Source organism: Polaribacter sp. 2305UL8-11, from assembly GCF_058147165.1.
This window is the reverse complement of sequence record NZ_JBYVJW010000145.1, coordinates 1-229: the sequence shown is the minus strand read 5'-3', so window position 1 is coordinate 229 and position 229 is coordinate 1. Positions and strand designations below refer to the sequence as shown.

The following is a 229-nucleotide window of genomic DNA, read 5'->3' as shown; positions in this document are numbered from 1 at the left end:
AATTCTAAAATATCATCAATAATTTTTTTAGCAATGTTAGAAGGCACTGCAAAAGAATATCCAAGAAAAGAACCTGTTCTAGAAGAAATTGCAGTATTTATACCTATTAATTCTCCTCTAGTATTTACCACTGCTCCACCACTATTTCCAGGATTTACAGCAGCATCTGTTTGTATAAAAGAGTCTATATTTCTATTCACCTCTAAATCTCTACCTTTTGCAGATACAA

Annotated in this window: 1 protein-coding gene; it reads right to left on the bottom strand. The window is 31.4% G+C overall.

Annotated elements, in window-relative coordinates:
- A partial coding sequence (locus ACY2RW_RS16515) for a S1C family serine protease (protein ID WP_490123808.1) occupies positions 1 to 229 on the bottom strand: 229 nt, incomplete at both ends.